Source organism: Saccharopolyspora sp., from assembly GCF_017434145.1.
Lineage (GTDB): Bacteria > Actinomycetota > Actinomycetes > Mycobacteriales > Pseudonocardiaceae > Saccharopolyspora_C > Saccharopolyspora_C galaxeae.
Map to the genome: position 1 here is coordinate 1 of NZ_JAFRFW010000365.1, position 1,803 is coordinate 1,803.

2 protein-coding genes and 1 pseudogene are annotated in these 1,803 nt (G+C 71.0%); 2 read left to right on the plus strand and 1 reads right to left on the minus strand.

Features of this window, described 5'->3' with window-relative positions:
• A pseudogene (locus tag IJH84_RS09900) lies at window positions 1–299 on the minus strand (arginine--tRNA ligase); the annotation flags it as partial.
• A 222-nt stretch (window positions 300–521) separates the two neighbouring features.
• Between IJH84_RS09900 and IJH84_RS09905 the strand changes: the two are divergent.
• The gene (locus IJH84_RS09905; protein ID WP_295143065.1) at window positions 522–1,325 is read left to right on the plus strand and encodes a DUF3105 domain-containing protein; all 804 of its coding nucleotides are present in this window, start codon (window positions 522–524) and stop codon (window positions 1,323–1,325) included.
• 32 nt (window positions 1,326–1,357) lie between these two features.
• On the plus strand, window positions 1,358–1,803 hold a 446-nt coding region (locus tag IJH84_RS09910; RefSeq protein WP_295143062.1), incomplete at its 3' end, for a DUF305 domain-containing protein.

Here is a 1,803-nt window from a genome sequence, read left to right on the forward strand (position 1 = left end):
CCGGCCTGCGCGTCGGCGGCGAGCCGCAGGTTCAGGAAGCCCGGTCCGGCCACGTCGACCTCGGCGATGCCTTCCCGCCCGGTCAGCTCCTCGGCCAGCCAGCCGGCGAGGTCCCGCGGCGGCACGCCGGCCTTCTTGGCCACCTGCATCGCGATGTTCGTCGCGTAGTCGCCGTGCTCGGGGTTGCGCGGGCGTTCCACGGTCACCGCGTCGGGCAGCACGGATATGTCCAGGCCGCGGGCGGTGAGCACGTCGACGGCGGCACTGCGGACCAGGTCAGCGAGAACGGCGGGAGTCACCTGATGCAGTTTAAGTGCCGGTCTTCCGAGTCGTTTTGCCTGGGTGGGCGGTGCCGGGCGAGCGCGTTGCTCCGTTCGCCGCGCCGCGTTCCGCCGGAACCGGCTGGTCACCGCGTTGTGAGACCGTTATTACCCGCCGTGTTCGAAATTCTCCCCTGTTGATCGCGGCGTCCCTAAACTGGCGAGCCGTCCCGGCGACGGCGGGTGGAGGACGAGGACGAGATGACCAGCGGCAAGAAGAACAAGGCGATGCGCAACGCGCGCAGTTCCGTTGCGCAGCAGCGATCCGTCCCGTGGCTCACGATCGCCGGGGTCGGCGTCGTCGTTCTGGTGGCGGCCCTCATCTTCGGATTCGTGTACATGGAGCACCGCGAGAACACGGCCTCGGAGAGCGCGCAGGCCGAAGCGGACGCTGCTGCGGCGCCGTTCAAGCCCTCGCCGCAGAATCCCGACCCGTCGAAAAAGATCCCCGGTGTCGAAACCGCCGACTATCCCGGTATGCAGCACGTGACGGCTCAGCAGCGGGTGGCCTACGACAAGGCCCCGCCGTTCGGCGGCCCGCACGACAACGTCTGGGCCGACTGCACCGGCGTGGTCTACCCGCAGGCGGTACGCACCGAGAACATGGTCCATTCGCTGGAGCACGGTGCCGTGTGGATCGCCTACGACCCGGAGAAGGTCGGCGCGGACGGCGTGCAGCAGCTGGCCCGGAGGGTGCAGAACCGCCCCTACACGATGCTTTCGCCGTACCCGGGGTTGGATTCGCCGATCTCGTTGCAGTCGTGGGGACACCAGCTCAAGCTCGACGCTCCGGACGATCCGCGGATCGACCAGTTCATCACCGCGCTGCGGCAGAACCCGAACGGCGTGTACCCGGAGGTCGGCGGCTCCTGCCAGGCGATCCCGGGCGGGTTCGACACGCAGAACCCGCCGCCGTTCGACCCCGCTGCGCCGCCGCCGGACGCCGTGCCGATGAGCGGTGCGGGCGCGCAGAGCGGTGCCGGTGACATGGGCGGGGGCCGTTGACCGGCGCGGCGTGGAACTCGCGGTGGCCGCTGATGGCACGGGTAGTCATCGCGGCCGGGGTGGCGACGGCTCTGCTGCTGCTCGGTGCCGCCGCAGGACTGCTGATCGCCGGGCCGGCACGACCATCGGAGCCCGCGCCCGGCGCGGTCGACGTCGGCTTCGCGCAGGACATGTCGATGCATCACCAGCAGGCGGTCACCATGGCCACGCTCGCGCGGGAACGCGGCGGCGACGCCGAGGTCCGCGGGCTCGCGTTCGACATCGAGACCAACCAGCGCGACCAGATCGGCCGGATGCAGGGGTGGCTGAACTTGTGGGGGCAGCCACCGCAGGCGAGCGGTCCGCCGATGCAGTGGATGCACGGTGGCGAGCACCAGCGCGGGGGCGAGCACCAGCACGGCGGCATGGCGGCCGGGGCGGGGATGCCCGGCATGGCCGACAGCGCGGAGCTCGCGCGGTTGCGGACGCTGCGCGGGCC

Bases quoted from the DNA above. Each gene is read 5' to 3' on its own strand.
- IJH84_RS09905 (WP_295143065.1), top strand. From the start codon at position 522: ATGACCAGCGGCAAGAAGAACAAGGCGATGCGCAACGCGCGCAGTTCC.